Origin of the sequence: Flexivirga caeni (assembly GCF_003724155.1) — a bacterium.
Classification (GTDB): Bacteria; Actinomycetota; Actinomycetes; order Actinomycetales; family Dermatophilaceae; genus Flexivirga; species Flexivirga caeni.
Genome location: NZ_RJJQ01000007.1, coordinates 176,681 through 194,692 on the forward strand (window position 1 = coordinate 176,681; position 18,012 = coordinate 194,692).

The window sequence follows — 18,012 nt, forward strand, 5'->3', positions numbered from 1 at the left end:
AACGCGCCGCACGCGCGAGGTTGCATGTCGATACGTGGTCACCCCGATACACGCTCCTCGGCCACTCATCACCCAGGTCCGTGCTTCCCGACCCTTGCCGCGCCGGAAGGTCGCGTCGTGCACGCCGTCCCAGTCGGGAACTGACCGCCGAACGACGGCCACGTGACCCCGTGAGCACCCGCGCGCCGTGACAAAAACGGCGCCTGATCCGCGTTCCCGCAGGTCAGGCGCCATTGTGCTGCTGTGGATGTGAAGGGACTCGAACCCCTGACCTCTCGCGTGTGAAGCGAACGCTCTAACCAGCTGAGCTACACATCCGGGTGCGGCGGCGGCCCCGTCAAACGGACCGTGCTGCGAGCGCCAACATTAGCCGACGACGACGGCACACACCAATCCGCGGTCCAGTCCTCCTGGGCGGCGCTGCGCCTGTCCCCGAACACCCCCCGGGTGCTGCGGTTTTCACCCCGAACACGATTCACTCGGCAGATCACCGGGTACGGCTCTGGAAGAGATCTGGCTGAGGAGTGCGCGACATGGCTCTGACACCGCGTGAGGAACGTGAGATACAACAGATCGAGGACTCGCTGCTGAGCAGCGATCCGGGATTCGCTCAGCGGATGAATCAGGCTCTGCACCCACGCCGACGCCTCGTTGCCGCAGCCATCTGCTTCCTGTTCGTCGCAGTGGCGGTCGGGATTTCGCTGCCTTCGGCGCTGGCCGGCTACGCCGTGTGCACAGCCGCGGCCACGTTCCTGGCCGGCTGGTGTCTGGGCCGGACCGGGCCGGCTGGTGTCCGCGCCGGGCCGCTGTGCCCCTGGCGGCTGCGCGGGCAGATCCGGAGCATCGTGCACCGGCGGAGATGACAGTCGAATGCCGCCCGACAGCCCATCTCGGCCGGGCGAACGAGCGCCGCACCGGCCGAGATGATCGCGGTTCAGTCCTCGAGGTACTCGTGCGCGTCCTCGGCCTTGTCCTTGGCGGACGCTTTCGCCTGGTCGGCCTTTCCCTCGAACTTCTTCGAGTCGTCGCCGCTGATGTCGCCGGCGGCTTCCTTCGCCTTGCCGGCCGCGTCCTCCACCTTGTGCTTCGCCTTGTCGAACAGTCCCATGGGGATCTCCCTCATCTTTGCAGTGGTGCCCGAGCCGCATCACGCGCCCCGGGCCAGGTGCTCGACCTATACCCGTTCGTATGGCGCCCAACCACCTCGTCGTGAGGTGTCGCTCGTGACGGGACACCTCTCTGGTGACCACGACCTGATCGTCGGCAGGTCACGCGCGCCCGGCCGGCGTCGTTGCCGCGGTGCCTGCGCGCAATCGCCGGATCTGCTCCATGACGATCCGTTCCTCCTCGATGACTTGTTGCAGCGCCGGATTGACCGCGATAGCCGCCTCGTCCGGAGCCGCCGCAGACACCGCCCGGGCGGCGTCCTCGAGCGCGGCCAACCGGATGCTGAGGGAACGCAGGTCGTCGGTCATCGGGCAATTCCTCCGGTCCGGCCTTCCAGCCATCCCCGGGCCCGGCGGACCATCCCGGAGAAGTCCTGGTACTCCACCAGCCGGTCCTCCTGCACCGCGCGAGCCACGGCGCCGACGGCCTCCCCGATCTTCCGGCGCTCGGACTCGTCCAGATCGTCGATGAGCGGCAGCTCGGACATTTCCTCCGCCTCTGCATGCTGCGTGACCGCCTCCTCGAGCAGTGCGAGCTGCATACCGTGCTCGTAACTGCCCGGCTCGAATTCCTGGAGCCGCTCGGCCAATTGGACCGCTTGCTCTTCTTCCGCCATCCGATCGTCACCGATGCCGACCTCGCCGCCGCCGGCCCGGGCGAGCGCAGGATGGACTGTCAGTTGTTCTGCAGCCTCGTGCATCGCCAGCAGTTGCAACAGTCGTCGCGTCGTATGGCGCTGCCGCTGCCCTGCACTGCCCTTGGCTTCCTGGAATGCCATCCGGATCATGCCGTGCTGGGCGGTGATGGCAGTGCCGATCTCCGTCGCGGTCGGGATGTGACTGCTGTTCGTCTGCTCCTGAGCCATGTCGATGCCATACCCATTCGCGCGGCGATCACACCGCGTGTGACGGGCCGAACGTTGCCCGGCCGAAGTCACAGGCCGGGCACGTGACCGAGCCAGTTTTTCACCGCGCCGGGCAGGAACCCCGGCACTCCGCTGACCAGGAACACCAGCCAGAAGCAGACCGCGACGAGCACCACGATGCCGAGGGTCACCAGGCCGCGGACGAACCAGCCTTGCCGGCCCATCCACTCGGTCCACAGGCGCACCTTGTCCCGCGCGAAGTGCAAAAGCCTTCGGGCCCACGTAAATTCGGTCGCCCAGATGCCGATCCCGACGAAGATGACGACCCAGCCCGGGCCTGGCAGCGGCAGCATGACGATGCCGATGACCACCACGACCAGACCGATCGCACCGACGACGATGCGGTAGGCGAGGTGCGTCGTCGGGTTCCGCCGGACCCAGGCCCGCCAGGCGAAACGGTCGGTGTCGGCCTGCTCGATCCGGTCCTGCGGCATCGTGCCCCTCCGGCGGCCCTCAGTCGCGACCCGCGGCAGAAGCGGCAGTGAACGCGGCGACAGCAGCGGCCGTGACCGGCCCCGGCGCCGCCAGCTCCCGATCACCGACAGCGTGCACTGCCTGCACGTCACGGGTCGAGGAGGTGAGGAAAACCTCGTCGGCAGAGTCGAGTACGTCGATCGGCAGCACCTCTTCGCGAATCGGGATGCCGGCTTCGCGACCCCACTCGATCGTCAGTGCCCGGGTAATGCCAGCGAGCGGCCCGCACTCCAGCTTCGGGGTGAGCAGCTCGCCGCCGACGACCACGAAGATGTTGGAGCCGGTGCCCTCGCACAGCTCACCGCGGGTGTTGGCGAAGATCGCCTCCGTGCCACCCTGCTCGTGCGCGGCCGCCAGCGCGACGACGTTCTCGGCATACGACGTGGTCTTCAGCCCGGCAACCGCGCTGCGCTCGTTGCGGGTCCACGGGACGACGACGATCTTCGTGGTGGGCTCGGGGCGCGCCACCGGCATCGCGGCGACGATGTAGGTCAGCGGGCTGTCGATGCGGTCCGAACCGAGCGGCCCCTCGCCCGCGGTGACCGTGTAACGCAGCCGGCCGAAGTCGATCGGTTCCGCCAGCACGGCGTCGAACCCTTCCTGCAACCGGCCGCGATCGGCCGCCGGCAAGCCCAGCCCACGCAGCGAACGATCCAGCCGGTCGTTGTGCCGGCCGATCGCGAACGGCCGGCCGTCCACGATCTTGGCGGTCTCGAAAACGCCGTCACCGACGGTGATTCCGTGATCCAGCGCCCGCACACTCGGCTTCTCGTCAACCAGTTCGCCGTCGACCCACACCCGCACGTTCATCTCTCCAACCTCCGCATAGCTCGCTCACTGCCCACCCCTTGCGCATCGAGTGGTACGGCCATCCTTTCATCCGCGTGGGCCGTATGCCGAAGGCGTTCCGTGGACAGCCCGCCACCTCGCGCCCGCCTGATGAAACAATCGTCCGCATGCCGAGCCCGCTCCCCCACGACCCGATCGCCGAGGCGCGCCGCCAGTGGACCGCACACGGCTGGGGTGAGTATGCCGACGGGATGGCTGCCATCACCTCGGTCATTCGCGCCCAGCAGATCTTCCTCGCCCGCGCCGAGGACGTGCTGAAACCGCTCGGGCTGACGTTCGCCCGCTACGAACTGCTGACGCTGCTGCACTTCACCCGCAGCGGCGCACTGCCGATGGCGAAGGCGAGCGCCCGCCTGCAGGTGCACCCGACCAGCGTCACCAATGCCGTCGACCGGCTGGAGAAGGTCGGCCTGGTGCGCCGGGTGCCGCACCCGTCCGATCGCCGGACGACGCTCATCGAGATCACCGCCGACGGTCACGGCCTCGCGCTGACCGCCACCGAGCAGCTCAACACGACGCTCTTCAGCGATCCCGGGCTGGCCTCCGACGACCTCGCGCCGTTGCTGCGCATCCTGGCCCGGCTGCGCCAGGAAGCCGGGGACTTCGACCAGCCGGCGCAGTGGTGACTTGCGCCGGTGCTATGAGCCGGTGAACTCCGCCGGCCGCTTCTCGATGAACGCGGCCATCCCTTCCTTCTGATCGTCAGTCGCGAATGCCGCATGGAACGAACGCCGTTCGAGCCGAATGCCCTCCGCGAGCGTCGTCTCGAACGCCGCGTTGACGGCGTCCTTGGCGAGCATCGCGATGGGCAGCGACATGCTCGCGATCCGCTCGGCGATCTCCCGGGCGGTGCTGAGCAGGTCTTCCAGTGGCACCACCCGCGACACGAGTCCCGAGCGCTCCGCCTCGTCGGCACCGATCTGCCGTCCGGTGAGCACCAGGTCCATCGCCTTCGCCTTGCCGATCGCGCGGGTGAGCCGCTGCGAACCGCCCATGCCGGGTATGACGCCCAGCGTGATCTCCGGCTGGCCGAATTTCGCGTTGTCCGCCGCGATCAGCAGGTCGCACAACATCGCCAGCTCGCAACCGCCGCCCAGCGCATAGCCCGCCACCGCGCCGATGACGGGAGTGCGGACCCGGGCGAGTCGCTCCCAGGCGCCGAAGAGGTCGCCGCCATACGCCTGTGCGAACGTCTGCTGCGCCATCTCCTTGATGTCCGCGCCCGCCGCGAAGGCCCGGTCGGAGCCGGTGAGCACGATCGCGCCAATGCGTGGGTCGCGGTCGAGTTCCTCGGCAGCCGCGAGCACCTCGATCATCATCTCGGAGTTCAGCGCGTTCAGCGCCTGCGGGCGGTTGAGAGTAATGGTCGCGGTGCGCCCGGTGCGCGTCACCACGATGGTCTGGAAATCAGTCACGTGCTACTCCTCGAGGACGACTACTGCAGGGAAGCTCACCGGCTACGGGCGACCAGCCGCCACGCCGCCGGCAGCAGGGCGCCGGCCAGCGCCAGTTTGATCAGGTCACCGGCGAGGAACGGCCGGACGCCGAGGTCGAATGCGCGAGCCGGGCCGACGCCCAGGTCGATCGCCAGCCAGCCGGCACCGACCGCATAGATCACGGCGCTGCCCACGAACATCGCCAGCACGGAGCTGAACAGCGCTTTGTCCCAGCCTTTTTCAGCTGCAGCACCAACGATGGCCGCCGCGATCAGCATGCCGGCCAGATAGCCGCCGGTCGCCGAGAACAGGACGGACGTGCCGTGCGCGCCATCGGCGAAGATCGGCACGCCGAGCATGCCGACACCGATGTATGCCGCAATGGTTGCCGCGGATCGCACCGCGCCATACGCGCCGCCGACGAGCAGCGCGGCGAACGTCTGCCCGGTGATCGGCACGGGGGTGAACGGCAATGGGATCACCACCTGGGCGCACAGCGCGACGAAGAGCACGCCGGTCGCGACGAGCGCGGCCTCGCGCCATACAGCGGGGACCCGGACGAGAGTCGGCGCCAGGGTGTTGGTGGACATGGCAGCTCCTTGCTGGTGAGGTGGTGTGTCAGTCGGATCCGGTGGAAGCGGACTCAGCGGGTGTAACCACGAAAAGGCTTGCCCCCAGGGCGACTTGGTCACCGGAGTGCGCACCGACGCGGGTGACGGTGCCGTCGTGCGGGGCCTTCAAGGTCAGCTCCATCTTCATCGCTTCCATGGCACCGAGCACGTCGCCCGCACTGACCCGCGCCCCCTCGGAGACGCGGACATCGAGCACGGTGCCGGGCATCGGAGCGACGACCGTACCGTCACTCGCCGCCGCGATGCCACCGGAAGCGCGGTCCGGTGAGACGAGCACGAACCGCTGGCCGTGCCAGATCGCCTCCGCACCGCGTCGCGCCGGCCGGACGAAAACCGTCTGCCGGCCGGCGTTTTCGAGATCAAGATCCAGCCGGGCGATGCCGTCGGCGCCGACCGACTCGTCACCGAGCACGCGCACCGCCTCGCCGTCGACGCGGTGCAGCATAGGCTCGACGAGCACCGGCCGGTCCAGGTGGACGCGCACCGGCGCCGGCTCCCCGGCGATGCGGAACCCGTCAGCAACGAACGGTGTGCCGCCGTCCGGATCGCGGGTGGCCAGCCGCCAGGCCACGGCGGCCCTCGCGGAAGCTGCGTCCGGGGCAGCAACCTCGTGGTGGTCCAGCCATGCCGTGTCGATGGTTGCGTTGCGGAACTCGTCGGTTGCCAGCAGCGCCCGCAGGAAACCGGTGTTGGTGGTGAGCCCGCAGATCGCGGTGGCATCGAGTGCGGCGATCAGCCCCTGTCGCGCGGCCTCGCGGTCGGCCGCGTGCACGATCACCTTGCCCAGCATCGGGTCGTATGACGTGCTCACCTCCTGCCCGGACTCCAGCGCCTGGTCCACACGCGCGAGCGTGTCCGGCCAGCGGACTGCGGTGGCGGTGCCCGCCTGGGGCAGGAAGCCGCCGAACGCGTCCTCGGCGTAGACGCGGGCCTCGATCGCGTGACCCGTGCTGCTCACCTGTTCCTGCGCCAGCGGCAGCGGCTGGCCGTCGGCGACCAGCAGTTGCAGCTCGACGAGATCGAGTCCGGTGATCGCCTCGGTGACGGGGTGCTCCACCTGCAGGCGGGTGTTCATCTCCAGGAAGTAGAACTCGTTCGTCGCCGAGTCCAATAGGAACTCCACCGTGCCGGCACCGGCATACCCCGCCTGACGGGTGAGATCGACTGCGGCGGAACACAATCGCTCTCGCAGGTCGTCGTCGATCGTCGGCGCCGGAGCCTCCTCGAGCACCTTCTGGTGCCGCCGCTGGCTGGAGCAGTCCCGCTCCCACAGGTGCAGCGCGGTGCCGTGCGTGTCGGCCATCACCTGCACCTCCAGGTGGCGACCGGACTCGACATACTTCTCCAGCAACAGCACGTCGTCGCCGAACGCGTGCGCCGACTCGCGCCGTGCCGCAGCGATCGCCTCGGCGAAGTCGTCGGCCGACTGCACCACGCGCATGCCCTTGCCACCACCACCGGCTGCCGCCTTGACCAGGATCGGGTAGGCGAAGGTGTGCGGATCGTCGTCGAAGGAGTATGACGGCACGACCGGCACCCCGGCTGCGACCGCGACTTCACGGGCGACGTCCTTGCGGCCCATCAGCTCCATGACCTCGGGGCTCGGGCCGGCGAGCACGACCCCGGCGTCGCGCAGCGCGGCCGCGAAACCCGAGCGCTCGGAAAGGAATCCGTATCCGGGATGCACGACATCGGCGCCCGAGGAGAGCGCTGCTGCGACGACCGCGTCGATGTCGAGGTAGCTCGGCACCCAGACCGCGTCATCCGCCGCGCGCACGTGCGGCGCCGTCACGTCCAGATCGGTGTAGAGGGCGATCGTGCGCAACCCGAGACGGCGGGCGGTGCGGAAGACGCGCAGCGCGATCTCGCCGCGATTGGCGACCAGGACGGACCGGATGGAAAGCGTGCTGGACAAGGTCATCACATCCTGAAGATGCCGTAGTGGGGAGCAGGCACAGGCGAATTCGCCGCAGTCGCCAGCGCCATGCCCAGCACCCGCCGGGTGTCGAGCGGGTCGATGATCCCGTCGTCCCACAGGCGGGCAGTGGAGTAGTAGGCCGAGCCCTGGTTCTCGTACTGGGCGCGGATCGGCGCCTTGAACGCCTCCACCTCCTCCTCGGAGCCCAGGTCACTGCGCACCGTGGCGAGCACGGACGCAGCCTGTTCACCACCCATCACCGAGATGCGCGCGTTCGGCCACATCCACAGGAACCGCGGGTCGTAGGCCCGTCCACACATGCCGTAGTTGCCCGCGCCGAAGGACCCACCGATCACGACGGTGAACTTCGGCACGACCGAGCAGGCAACCGCAGTGACCAGCTTCGCACCGTCCTTCGCGATGCCGCGGTTCTCGTACTCCCGGCCCACCATGAAGCCGGTGATGTTCTGCAGGAAGAGCAACGGGATGCCGCGCTGGTTGCACAGCTCGATGAAATGCGCTCCCTTCAGGGCGGATTCACTGAAGAGGATGCCGTTGTTGGCGACGATGCCGATCGGGTAACCGTGGATGCGGGCGAAGCCCGTGACCAGCGTCTCGCCATACAGCTGCTTGAACTCCTGGAAGCGCGACCCGTCGACCAGCCGGCGGATCACCTCGCGCACGTCGTATGGCGTGCGCGAGTCGACCGGCACCACGTCGTAGAGGCCTGCCGGGTCCTCGGCCGGCTCCTCGACCGCGGTCGGGGTCAGCGAGCCCGCTCCCGGTCGCTCGAAGGTGTCCACGATCGAACGCAGGATCTCCAGTGCGTGATCGTCGTCCTGCGCCAGGTGGTCGGCGACTCCCGACTTGCGGGCATGCACGTCTCCCCCGCCGAGGTCCTCGGCGCTGACGACCTCACCGGTCGCGGCCTTCACCAGCGGCGGCCCACCGAGGAAGATCGTGCCTTCGTTCGCGACGATGACCGTCTCGTCGGACATGGCGGGCACGTAGGCGCCGCCTGCCGTGCACGAGCCCATCACGGCGGCGATCTGCGGGATGCCCTGCGCGGAGAGATTGGCCTGGTTGAAGAAGATTCGACCGAAATGGTCCCGGTCGGGGAAGACCTCGTCCTGCAGTGGCAGGAACGCGCCGCCGCTGTCGACCAGCGCGATGCACGGCAGGCGGTTCTGCGCGGCGATGGTCTGCGCGCGCAGGTGCTTCTTGACCGTCATCGGGTAATAGGTGCCGCCCTTGACCGTGGCGTCGTTGGCGATGACCATCACCTCGCGCCCGGCGACCAGCCCGATGCCGGTGACCAGTCCCGCGCCCGGCACGGTCCACGGGTCGTCGCGACCGGCCGCGCCATACAGGCCGTATGCCGCCAGTGGGCTGAGCTCCAGGAACGGGCTGCCCGGGTCGAGCAGCCGGTCGACCCGGTCGCGGACGAGCAGCTTTCCCCGGCCGGTGTGCTTCTGGCGGGCTGACTCACTGCCGCCCTGGCGGACCCGCGCGAGTCGCTCGCGGAGCTCGGCGGTGAGTTCTCGTAGCTCGCTCATCGGCCGGATGCCTCCTTCGTGACCACACCGGTCATCGCCGCCAGCCGGATCACCCGCTCGGCCTGCTTGTAGATGGGGCCGTCGACCATTCGCCCCTCGAAAGTGGTCACGCCACGATCATCTCCTACGTGGGTGAAAAGTCTTTGCGCCCAGTCGATTTGCGCCGCGGTGGGTGCGTAGGAAGCCCGGATCACCGCGATCTGACTCGGGTGGATCGCGACCGTCCCGTCGAATCCGCTGGCCACCGCGTCCGCACACTCCGCCCGCAGACCATCCGCGTCGGGGATGTCCATGTGCACCGCGTCGAGGGCGAACAGTCCGGCCGACTTGGTGGCGACGAGTGTCCGGACACGGGCGAACCTGGCCAGGTCTCGATAGCCACCGTCGGGAAATCGGCTGGTGGTGCCGCCCAGGCTCGCGACCAGGTCGTCGGCGCCCCACATCATGCCGACCAGGTTTTCGGCCTCGGTCAGCTCGCCGACCTTCTCCAGGCCGCGGGCCGTCTCGACCAATGCGACGACCTCGCCCGGCACCACGCGAACCTGCGCCGGGTCCTCGGTCTTGGCGAGCATGACGCGTGGGATCGACAACTCGTCCACCAGGCGGAGGTCGGCGCCGTGCTCGACACTGCCGAAACCGTTGATGCGCACCACTGTTCGCTCGCTGTCAAGCGTTCCATCGCCGACCAGGGCGCGCAGTGCGTCGCGTGCGCCGGCCTTCCGCTCCGGCGCGACGGCGTCCTCCAGGTCGAGGATCACCACGTCGGCCGCGGCGAGCGCCTTGGGATAGCGATCCGGCCGATCGGCCGGGCAGAAGAGCCAGGCAGGCCCGGGCTGCCAGGACTTAGCCACGCGCTGCCATCCGGACCAGGGTGTCCCGTGACGCCACCGCGACGACGTCGCCGTGCTGGTTGCGTGCGGTGTGCTGCATGCTCACGATCCCTTCACCCGGACGGCTGGACGAGGGCCGCTTGGCGGTGATGAGCGTCTCGGCATACATGGTGTCGCCGTGTCGCACCGGCGCGGGGAACTTCACCTCGCTGAAGCCGAGGTTGGCCACGATCGTCCCCTGGGTGAGCTGGGCGACCGAGAGCCCGACGAGCGTCGACAGCGTGAACATCGAGTTGACCAGCCGCTCGTGGAAGGGCGGCTGCTGGCCGCTCTCGTGTGCGTCCAGATGCAACGGCTGGGTGTTCATGGTGAGGGTGGTGAAGAAGACGTTGTCGGCTTCGGTCACGGTGCGGCCGGGTCGGTGCTCGTAGATCGTGCCGACCTCGAACTCCTCGAACCACAGTCCGCGCTGCACGACCCGTCGCGGCTCCTGCGCCGCTCCGCTCGACTCACTCATCAACGACTCCTTGCCACGGATAGCTGCCCGAAGACAGCGCGAGTTAATGTTCGTTAACCTCACCAGAAAGTTAGCAATCATTAACCTTGCTGTCTACAGTGGACGGCATGCGCACCTCCGCGGCGGTCACCGCGCGGCCGAAACCCCGCCGGCAGCAGATCATCGACGTCGCCGCCGACCTCTTCGCCGAGCGCGGCTACCACGGCGTCTCCATTGCCGATCTCGGCACCGCGCTGGGGCTGTCCGGTCCGGCCCTCTACAAGCACTTCGCCAGCAAGGACGCGCTGCTCGCCGAGATGCTCGTGGGCATCAGCCAGCGGTTGTATGACGAGGGCGAGCGACGTTACGCGGCGACCGTCGACCAGGGCCCGGATGCCACCCTGGCCGCCCTGATCGACTGGCACATCGAGTTCGCGCTCAGCTACCCGGCACTGATCACCGTGCAGTTCCGCGACCTGGCCAGCCTGAGCGAGGCCGACCGGCGCATGGTGCGCCGGCTGCAGCGCAGCTACGTCGAGCGCTGGGTCGGTGTCATCGTCTCGGCTGTTCCGACCGACGAGGTCCACGCCCGCGCCGCCGCCCACGGCGTCTTCGCGCTGCTCAACTCCACACCGCACAGCGCCCGGCTCGGGCGCGCGGAAATGACGGCCCTGTTGCACCGGATGGCCCGCGCGGCGATTGCCGCCGCGGCACCAGTCACCGACATGCGTCCATTCGCCGACCGGAGCACTTAACCCTCGACCGGGGTACATCCAGGACCGAGAGAGCGCAGTCGTTCTACCCCGCTCGGTGAGTAGTACCCCGCTCGGCGGATGGGTGCTCAGGATTGCGCGGGGCGCACCAGCCGCTCGTCCGGCACGACGGCCACCCCGACGATCTCGATCAGCGCTTCCGGCTGCCACAGGCCCGTGGTGCCGATGCCGGCCATGGCGGGGTAGGTCGGACCGGCCAGCTCGCGCCATACGGCGCCGATCTCGCCGCTATGCGCCTGGTAGTCGGGGATGTCGGTCAGGTAGATGGTGACGCTGACGAGGTCCTCCGGAACGCCACCCGCAGCGCGCAGTGTGGTCAGGACGTTGCCGAATGCCTGGCGGAACTGCTCGACGATGCCACCGGGGACGATCCGCAGCTGGGCATCGAGCGCGGTCTGGCCGCCCAGGTAGAGCGTGTTGCCGGACAGCGTGCCGTGCGAGTAGCCGCTGGGCGGCGGCAACTCTGCCGGATTCACCGGGATGGGTGTCACGTCGGTCGTCATCACATTTCCTTCGGCCCGGGGTTGCGTTGCGTTCAGCATATGGAGCTATTGACAGCATCGCAACGATCGTGAGAAGACTGATATACCAAACCAAGCGAAGGGCGATGCACCATGCGACTTGCGACCATGGTCGAAGCCGACCGCAGCATCCGCGCGGCGGCCGACACCGGAGACGGCTGGCGAGCACTACCCGCCACCGACCTGTCCGGGTGGTTCGCATCGGGTGCCCGCCTCGAACCCGGTGAGTTGTTGAACGACGCCGAGCCGACCCTGCCACTGCCCCGCCCGCACAAGGTCATCTGCTGCGGCCTCAACTACGGCGATCACATTCTGGAGATGGGTCGTGAGCTGCCCTCGTATCCAACTCTTTTCGCCAAGTTCGCGGACACCCTGACCGGACCCATCGACGACATCGTCCTTCCTCGCGGGCTGCAAGTCGACTGGGAGGCGGAGCTGGCCGTCGTGGTCGGCGCCGAGTTGCGTCGCGCCACCGCGGACGAGGCGCGGGCAGGGATCGCCGGTTACACGGTGGCGAACGACATCTCGGTGCGCGATTGGCAGAACCGCACGCTGCAGTGGCTCCAGGGAAAGGCGTGGGATGCCAGCACGCCGGTCGGGCCGGTCGTCGTCAGCCCGGATGCGGTGGATCCTGCCGCCGGGGTCGACGTCGTCTGCCGCATCAATGGCGTCGAGCGGCAGCGCGGCGACACCAGCCGCCTCGTCTTCGACAGCGCGGCCCTGCTCGCCTACGTCTCGGCTTTTACCGTGCTGCGGCCGGGCGATCTGGTCCTCACCGGCACACCGGGCGGAGTCGGCCAAGGGCTGCGTCCGCCCACCTTCCTCACTGATGGAGACGTGCTCGAGACCGAGATCACCGGCATCGGCCGCCTGCGCAACGTCATTCGCCTCACCGACTGAAAGGACGCCCATGGACCCGAATCCAGACAACTACGAGGACATCGACATGTCGATGTACCGCAACGAAGCCGGTCTCGTGGTGCCGTTCGTCACCCGCGCAGGACACGAGCCCGACTCCGGACTGACCGGTCAGTCCGATGGCGCGACAAGGGTTTCCGGCGTCAGCGTCCAGCACACGCCGGCGACCCGGATCTGGTTCGGCAAGGTCCACAACCTCGCCGGCTACCGGTCGGTGCCGCACCACCACGGGGAGGCCGAGACCGGCGGATACGTGCTCTCCGGGCGTGCCCGCATCTACTTCGGTGCGAAGTTCGAGGACTACATCGACATGTCCGAGGGTGACTGGGTGTTCGTCCCGCCGCACATGCCGCACGTCGAGTGCAACCTGGACCGCAACAATCCGCTGACCTGGATGACGACCCGCACACCCGAGAACATCGTGGTCAACCTGCCCCAAATCGAAGACGACGCCCTACGCGACTGGCTGAATCGCCCATGACAGACACCCCACGAAGTTCTCCCCCGCTGCCCTCCCCCGACACTTCGCGGTGGCCCCGATCCGCGGACGGGACCTCCGAGATCTTCACGCAGGCCGTCACGCTCACCGAGACCACGCCGGAGCACTTCGACCGCGCGTTCACCGCCGTCACGCAGCCGTGCCCGTGGCCGAAGGCGTATGGCGGGGACCTGGTCGCGCAGGCTGTCGTCGCGGCGATCCGCACCGTCGACGGCAAGCACCTGCATTCCACGCACTCCTACTTCATGAGGCCGGCCGAGATCGGTGCGGAAGTCCGCTATGAGGTGGAACTCCTGCGCGACGGACGCGGCTACTCCACTCGTCAGGTGCGCGGCTACCAGGGCGGCAAGCCGATCTTCGTATGCCTGACCGGCTTTGCCGCCGGTGAGCCGGGCGGGGAGCTCCAGTCGGAACTGCCTGCAGACATTAAAGATCCGGAGACGCTGCCGAGCTCTGCGACATACCTCTCCGGCCGATCCGGTGGCACGATGACCGAGCAGTCGCGTGGCTATTGGTCAGCCGGGCGCAGTTTCGATATCCGGCACGTTCCGGATCCGGTCTACCTGACCGTCGACGGTGAGCACGTCCCGCACCAGGCGGTGTGGGTGCGCCCGTTCGACGCGCTACGGGAGGTGCCCGGGCTCGACGACCGCCAGCGGGACACGGCGGCGCTCAGCTATGTGTGCGACTACACGATCCTCGAGCCGACCCTGCGCGCGCTCGGCTTGGCCTGGGCCGACGAGGGGCTGGTCACCGCGAGCCTGGACCACTCCATGTGGTTCCACCGCTCGGCGCCGGTCGAGGGCTGGCTGCTCTACGCCCAGGAGGCGATCTCGGCGAGCGACGGGCGCGGTCTCAACCTCGGCCGGTTCTTCACCCCCGACGGCACCCACCTGGCCACCGTGCTCCAGGAAGGCATGATCCGCAGCAGGACAGGAGCACCGCGATGACGGGCCTCGCGCCGACGGGTTACCAGGACACCTTCGCTCGAGACCACCTGCCGCCGCCCGAGCAATGGCCGGCGCTGGAGTTCACTACCGAGCTGCTGCAGTACCCGCAGCGGCTGAACGCGGCGACCGCGCTGCTCGACGTGCCGATCGCCAGGTTCGGCGCCGACCGCCCGGCGCTGCGGACCCCCGACGGCGAGGTCTGGAGCTACGGCGAGCTGCGGCAGCGCACCAACCAGATCGCCGGCTATCTCACCGACGAGCTCGGGCTGGTCACGGGCAACCGGGTCCTGCTGCGCTCCCCCAACAACCCGTGGACGGTGGCCGCGTGGCTCGCGGTGCTCAAGGCGGGCGGCATCGTGGTAACGACCATGGCCGCACTGCGCGCTCGCGAAGTGGCACCGATTGTCGAGAAGACCTGTCCCGCAATCGCTTTGGTCGATCATCGCTTCGCGGTCCCCATTCACGAGCTGCGCGACACCATCGCACCCGATCTCAAGGTCGTCGAGTATGGCGCGGACAGCCCCGACGATCTGACGCGTCTCATCGCCGACCGGCCGACGCAGTTCACCGCGGTGGACACCGCAGCCGACGACGTCGCCCTGTTCGGCCCGACGTCCGGCAGCACCGGGATCCCGAAGATCACCACCCACTTCCATCGCGACATCCTGTCCATCGACAACACCTTCGGGCGCACGACGCTGCAGCTCGAACCGGATGACCTGGTCGCGTGCACCGCGCCGTTCGCGTTCACCTTCGGCCTCGGGATGCTGGTCGTCTTTCCGCTCCGCGCCGGTGCGTGCGCGTTCCTCACCGAGAGCGCAACGCCGGCGCAACTGGCGGACCTGGTGCAGGCACACGGGATCACAGCACTTGCGACGGCGCCCACGGCATACAAGCAGATCTTGAGGTCCGGCAACGCCGAGCAGCTGCGCACGCTGCGCAAGGCGGTGAGCGCGGGCGAGCACATCCAGCTGGAGACCTGGCACGAGATGCGCGAACGGCTCGGTCTGCGGATCATCGACGGGATCGGCGCGACCGAGATGCTGCACATCTTCATCAGCGCGGCCGGTGACGACATCCGGGAAGGGGCGACCGGCAAGCCGGTGCCCGGCTACCGAGCCACCATCCTGGACGACGAAGGCAACGAGACTGGGCCTGGCGAGATCGGCCGGCTGGCGGTCATCGGTCCGGTCGGTTGCCGATATCTTGCCGACGACCGGCAGCGCAGCTACGTGCTGAACGGCTGGAACGTCACCGGCGACACGTTCACGCGCGACGCGGACGGCTACTTCTGGTATCAGGCACGCACCGACAACATGATCGTCTCCTCTGGGTACAACATCGGCGGTCCCGAGGTCGAAGCAGCCGTCGAAGAGCACCCGGACGTCGTCGAGTGCGCCGTGGTCGCCAAACCTGATCCGGAGCGCGGCTCCATCGTGTGTGCGTTCGTCGTGCTGCGCGCGGGAGCAGACTCGGATGCCGCCGCAGTCAAGGAGATTCAGGATTTCGTGAAGGCACACATCGCGCCGTACAAGTATCCGCGCGAAGTCCGTTTCGTCGACGCGCTGCCCCGCAACGCCAGTGGCAAGCTGCAGCACTTCCGGCTGCGCGAGGCCCTTGACACCGAAGCTAGGCGTGGGTCAGCCACGGAGGCGACCTCATGAAGATCGCCATCATCGGCGGCGGCCCAGGTGGCCTCTACCTCGCAACGCTGCTGAAGGACCTCGACCCCGGCCACGACATCACCGTATGGGAGCGCAACGCGCCGGACGATACCTTCGGTTTCGGCGTGGTCTTCTCGGCCGAGACGCTCGGCAGCATCGAGGGCGCCGACCCCGTCGTGCACGAGGCGATGGAAGCGCGTTTTGCCCGCTGGACGGACATCGACGTGACCCTCGGCAATGACGAATTCACCGTTGGCGGACAAGGATTCGCGGCCATGTCACGCAAGGAGCTGCTGCAGATCTTGCAAGATCGCGTCGCCGATCTCGGCGTTACGCTGCACCACTGCACCCCGGCTCCGGACACCGAGCAGCTGCGGCGCGAGCACGACCTGGTGGTCGCGGCCGACGGAGTGAACTCCGCGGTGCGGACGAAGTACGCGGATGTCTTCCGACCCGAGCTGGATCGTCGCCGCAACAAGTACATCTGGTTCGGCACCGACCTGGTCTTCGAAGCGTTCCAGTTCTTCGTCAAGCAGACCGAATGGGGCACCATGCAGATCCATGGTTACCCGTTCTCCGACTCCGGGTCGACCTTCATCGTCGAGATGCACGAGGACGTATGGCGCCGCGCCGGCCTGGACCGCACCGAGAGCGAGAACCTCCCGCCCGGGGTCTCGGACGACTACGCGGTGTCCCGCATCGCGGAGATCTTCGCCGACGAGCTGCAGGGGCACCGGATCCTGACCAACAACTCGAAGTGGCTGAATTTCACCACGGTCCGCAACGACTCGTGGCATCACGGCAACGTGGTTCTGCTCGGCGATGCCGCGCACACCGCTCACTTCTCGATCGGTTCCGGCACGAAGCTCGCCATGGAGGACGCGCTCGCGCTCACTGCCTGCCTGCACGAACATGCCAGTATCGACGCTGCCCTCACGGCATACGAACTGGAGCGTAAGCCGGTGGTTGAGTCGACCCAGCGCGCGGCACAGGCGTCCCTGGAGTGGTTCGAGAACATCGGCATGTATGCCGATCAGGACCCGGCGCAGTTCGTCTTCAACCTGCTCACCCGCTCACGGCGCATCACGTTCGACAACCTCAAGGATCGCGATCACGCCTTCGCCGACCGGATGGAAGCCGAATTCGCGCGCCACCAAGGCTCTTCGGATGTCGCGCCGGCAATGTTTCAGCCGGTGTCGATCGGCGAACTACGGCTGCGCAACCGCATCATCGTCTCGTCGATGGACATGTACTCCGCCACCGACGGGTTGCCGAACGACTTCCACCTCGTCCACCTGGGTTCCAAGGCGCTCGGCGGTGCCGGTCTGGTGATGACCGAGATGATCTGCACCTCCCCGGACGGCCGGATCACCCCAGGCTGCACCGGGTTGTGGACCGACGAGCAGCGCGACGGCTGGCGCCGGGTGACTGATTTCGTGCATCAGCGATCTGCGGCGAAGGTCGGCGCACAGCTCGGGCACTCGGGCCGCAAGGGTTCGACCAAGCTGATGTGGGAGGGTATGGACGAGCCGTTGGAGGAGGGCAACTGGGAGATCGTAGGACCCTCGCCGCTCCCATATGGCGCCGGCTGTCAGGTGCCGCGCGAGGTGACCAGGGCCGAACTCGACCAGATACGAGACGAATTCATCGCCGCGGCACGACGGGCGGTCGAGGCGGGATTCGACCTTGTCGAGGTGCACGCTGCGCACGGCTACCTACTGAGCTCGTTCCTGTCACCGATCTCCAACCGGCGCGCCGACGACCTGGGAGGGTCACTCGCCAATCGCTTACGCTACCCGCTGGAGATCTTCGACGCCGTACGCGCGGCGGTACCCGCTTCCATCCCGGTGACCGTCCGAATCTCCGCGACCGACTGGCTACCCGACGGAAACACCGACGACGATGCGGTCGAGATTGCCCGGGCCTTCGTCGAGCACGGAGCTGCAGCGATCGATGTGTCGTCCGGACAGATCGCCAAGGACGAGAAGCCCTCCTTCGGACGCTCCTACCAGACACCGTTCGCGGACAAGATCCGTCACCGCGTGACGGCTGGAACTGATGTGAAAGTCATTGCGGTGGGAGCGATCTCGAGTTACGACGACGTCAACTCGATCCTGCTGGCGGGCCGCGCCGACCTGTGCGCGATGGGCCGCCCGCATCTTTACGACCCGCACTGGACGCTGCACGCCGCGGCCGAGCAGGAGTATGCCGGACCCGCCGCACCCTGGCCCGACCAGTTCGCCGCTGGCAAGCGTCGCCCGCCGACGTCACGAACGGACAAGATCCCACCCCGGTTGCAGCTGCTGCGCGACGGCGAGACCGAGGACGTCCACCTGAGGTGGCGGCCGTCGCCGGTGCGAGTATGACGAGCGGGCCGTGGGGCGTGCGACGCTCTGGGCAGAAT

General features: G+C 68.0%; 20 protein-coding genes and 1 tRNA gene. 8 read left to right on the forward strand and 13 right to left on the reverse strand.

Translation table 11 applies throughout. The annotated features are described in order from the left end of the window. Window positions 1-244 precede the first annotated feature (244 nt). Window positions 245-318: transfer RNA gene (locus EFY87_RS08835), tRNA-Val, on the reverse strand. A gap of 215 nt (window positions 319-533) precedes the next feature. Here EFY87_RS08835 and EFY87_RS08840 point away from each other — a divergent pair. Further along, window positions 534-863, forward strand: a complete 330-nt coding sequence (locus tag EFY87_RS08840; protein ID WP_148043293.1) for a DUF3040 domain-containing protein — start codon at window positions 534-536, stop codon at window positions 861-863. Between the two features lie 71 nt (window positions 864-934). Here EFY87_RS08840 and EFY87_RS08845 read toward each other — a convergent pair whose 3' ends face one another. The 5 genes from EFY87_RS08845 to EFY87_RS08865 form a co-directional block, all read right to left on the reverse strand. Then, window positions 935-1,108, reverse strand: a complete 174-nt coding sequence (locus tag EFY87_RS08845) for a CsbD family protein (RefSeq protein WP_123271107.1) — start codon at window positions 1,106-1,108, stop codon at window positions 935-937. Window positions 1,109-1,268: 160 nt separating this feature from the next. After that, window positions 1,269-1,475, reverse strand: a complete 207-nt coding sequence (locus EFY87_RS08850) for a hypothetical protein (RefSeq protein ID WP_123271108.1) — start codon at window positions 1,473-1,475, stop codon at window positions 1,269-1,271. Next, complete coding sequence (locus EFY87_RS08855; RefSeq protein ID WP_123271109.1) at window positions 1,472-2,032, reverse strand: hemerythrin domain-containing protein; 561 nt, start codon at window positions 2,030-2,032, stop codon at window positions 1,472-1,474. The genes EFY87_RS08850 and EFY87_RS08855 overlap by 4 nt, the downstream gene beginning before the upstream one ends. 68 nt (window positions 2,033-2,100) lie before the next feature. Beyond that, window positions 2,101-2,526: a TIGR02611 family protein gene (locus tag EFY87_RS08860; RefSeq protein ID WP_123271110.1), complete on the reverse strand. Its 426-nt coding sequence runs from the start codon at window positions 2,524-2,526 to the stop codon at window positions 2,101-2,103. Window positions 2,527-2,545: 19 nt separating this feature from the next. Further along, the gene (locus EFY87_RS08865; RefSeq protein ID WP_220093570.1) at window positions 2,546-3,376 is read right to left on the reverse strand and encodes an aminotransferase class IV; all 831 of its coding nucleotides are present in this window, start codon (window positions 3,374-3,376) and stop codon (window positions 2,546-2,548) included. A 146-nt stretch (window positions 3,377-3,522) separates the two neighbouring features. Here EFY87_RS08865 and EFY87_RS08870 point away from each other — a divergent pair, with 146 nt between their 5' ends. Next, window positions 3,523-4,041 carry a MarR family winged helix-turn-helix transcriptional regulator gene (locus tag EFY87_RS08870; RefSeq protein ID WP_123271111.1) on the forward strand — a complete coding sequence of 173 codons (519 nt, stop codon included), beginning with the start codon at window positions 3,523-3,525 and terminating at the stop codon, window positions 4,039-4,041. 12 nt (window positions 4,042-4,053) lie between these two features. On the opposite strand, the gene EFY87_RS08875 is transcribed toward EFY87_RS08870, so the two are convergent. The 6 genes from EFY87_RS08875 to EFY87_RS08900 are packed head-to-tail and all read right to left on the reverse strand — an operon-like array spanning window position 4,054 to window position 10,304. After that, complete coding sequence (locus tag EFY87_RS08875; protein WP_123271112.1) at window positions 4,054-4,830, reverse strand: enoyl-CoA hydratase; 777 nt, start codon at window positions 4,828-4,830, stop codon at window positions 4,054-4,056. 35 nt (window positions 4,831-4,865) lie between these two features. Next, complete coding sequence (locus EFY87_RS08880) at window positions 4,866-5,441, reverse strand: biotin transporter BioY (protein WP_123271113.1); 576 nt, start codon at window positions 5,439-5,441, stop codon at window positions 4,866-4,868. A gap of 28 nt (window positions 5,442-5,469) precedes the next feature. Then, window positions 5,470-7,404: an ATP-binding protein gene (locus tag EFY87_RS08885; RefSeq protein ID WP_123271114.1), complete on the reverse strand. Its 1,935-nt coding sequence runs from the start codon at window positions 7,402-7,404 to the stop codon at window positions 5,470-5,472. Next, entirely contained in the window at window positions 7,404-8,957 is a 1,554-nt protein-coding gene (locus tag EFY87_RS08890) for a carboxyl transferase domain-containing protein (protein WP_123271115.1), read from the reverse strand. The genes EFY87_RS08885 and EFY87_RS08890 overlap by 1 nt, the downstream gene beginning before the upstream one ends. Further along, window positions 8,954-9,808 (reverse strand): HpcH/HpaI aldolase/citrate lyase family protein, encoded by an 855-nt coding sequence (locus tag EFY87_RS08895; RefSeq protein ID WP_123271116.1) that lies wholly within the window; start codon window positions 9,806-9,808, stop codon window positions 8,954-8,956. The genes EFY87_RS08890 and EFY87_RS08895 overlap by 4 nt, the downstream gene beginning before the upstream one ends. Continuing rightward, window positions 9,801-10,304, reverse strand: a complete 504-nt coding sequence (locus tag EFY87_RS08900) for a MaoC family dehydratase (protein ID WP_123271117.1) — start codon at window positions 10,302-10,304, stop codon at window positions 9,801-9,803. The genes EFY87_RS08895 and EFY87_RS08900 overlap by 8 nt, the downstream gene beginning before the upstream one ends. Before the next feature lie 107 nt (window positions 10,305-10,411). On the opposite strand from EFY87_RS08900, the gene EFY87_RS08905 reads away from it, so the two are divergent. Beyond that, a complete protein-coding gene (locus tag EFY87_RS08905; RefSeq protein WP_123271167.1) occupies window positions 10,412-11,038 on the forward strand; it encodes a TetR/AcrR family transcriptional regulator in 627 nt (208 codons plus the stop codon). 86 nt (window positions 11,039-11,124) lie between these two features. On the opposite strand, the gene EFY87_RS08910 is transcribed toward EFY87_RS08905, so the two are convergent. After that, window positions 11,125-11,559: a RidA family protein gene (locus tag EFY87_RS08910; RefSeq protein WP_123271118.1), complete on the reverse strand. Its 435-nt coding sequence runs from the start codon at window positions 11,557-11,559 to the stop codon at window positions 11,125-11,127. A gap of 111 nt (window positions 11,560-11,670) precedes the next feature. Between EFY87_RS08910 and EFY87_RS08915 the strand changes: the two genes are divergently transcribed. Genes EFY87_RS08915 through EFY87_RS08935 form a run of 5 tightly spaced genes read left to right on the forward strand, consistent with a single transcriptional unit; the run spans window position 11,671 to window position 17,974 of the window. Then, on the forward strand, window positions 11,671-12,477 hold the full coding sequence (locus tag EFY87_RS08915; protein WP_123271119.1) for a fumarylacetoacetate hydrolase family protein: 807 nt from the start codon (window positions 11,671-11,673) through the stop codon (window positions 12,475-12,477). 10 nt (window positions 12,478-12,487) lie between these two features. Then, window positions 12,488-12,976, forward strand: a complete 489-nt coding sequence (locus EFY87_RS08920) for a cupin domain-containing protein (RefSeq protein WP_123271120.1) — start codon at window positions 12,488-12,490, stop codon at window positions 12,974-12,976. Next, window positions 12,973-13,944 carry an acyl-CoA thioesterase gene (locus tag EFY87_RS08925; RefSeq protein ID WP_123271121.1) on the forward strand — a complete coding sequence of 324 codons (972 nt, stop codon included), beginning with the start codon at window positions 12,973-12,975 and terminating at the stop codon, window positions 13,942-13,944. Before EFY87_RS08920 ends, EFY87_RS08925 begins: the two co-directional genes overlap by 4 nt. Further along, window positions 13,941-15,608: an AMP-binding protein gene (locus tag EFY87_RS08930; protein ID WP_123271122.1), complete on the forward strand. Its 1,668-nt coding sequence runs from the start codon at window positions 13,941-13,943 to the stop codon at window positions 15,606-15,608. The genes EFY87_RS08925 and EFY87_RS08930 overlap by 4 nt, the downstream gene beginning before the upstream one ends. Next, window positions 15,605-17,974, forward strand: a complete 2,370-nt coding sequence (locus EFY87_RS08935; RefSeq protein ID WP_123271123.1) for a bifunctional salicylyl-CoA 5-hydroxylase/oxidoreductase — start codon at window positions 15,605-15,607, stop codon at window positions 17,972-17,974. Before EFY87_RS08930 ends, EFY87_RS08935 begins: the two co-directional genes overlap by 4 nt. Window positions 17,975-18,012 lie beyond the last annotated feature (38 nt).